The organism is Pseudoalteromonas sp. 120-MNA-CIBAN-0494, from assembly GCF_040308885.1.
In the GTDB taxonomy this organism is placed as follows: domain Bacteria; phylum Pseudomonadota; class Gammaproteobacteria; order Enterobacterales; family Alteromonadaceae; genus Pseudoalteromonas; species Pseudoalteromonas nigrifaciens.
Map to the genome: position 1 here is coordinate 1 of NZ_JBEOOE010000113.1, position 314 is coordinate 314.

General features: G+C 37.3%; 1 protein-coding gene. It reads left to right on the plus strand.

The annotated features are described in order from the left end of the window. A partial coding sequence (gene tnpB / locus AAEY55_RS18185) for an IS66 family insertion sequence element accessory protein TnpB (RefSeq protein WP_350552627.1) occupies positions 1-240 on the plus strand: 240 nt, incomplete at its 5' end. Positions 241-314: the final 74 nt, after the last annotated feature.

The window sequence follows — 314 nt, forward strand, 5'->3', positions numbered from 1 at the left end:
CAAGCGTGGTTCGTTTTTTGTAATAAACAACGCGATAAATTAAAAATTTTGTTTTGGGATACCAATGGTTTTTGGCTTTATTATCGTCGCTTAGAGCAAGGACGATTTCAATGGCCAAATCATGCTCAAGCACACGTAGCCATGGGGATTGAACAACGGCAGTTACAATGGTTATTATCTGGCTTACCGGTAAATAATAAAACCCGCCACTCAACTTTATCAGGGTTATCAGTGATATAAATTAACCAGATCGTTTTTTTTACTTGAACGATCTTTCCCATGTGTCATGCTATTAAAATGCCAGACACTATTCT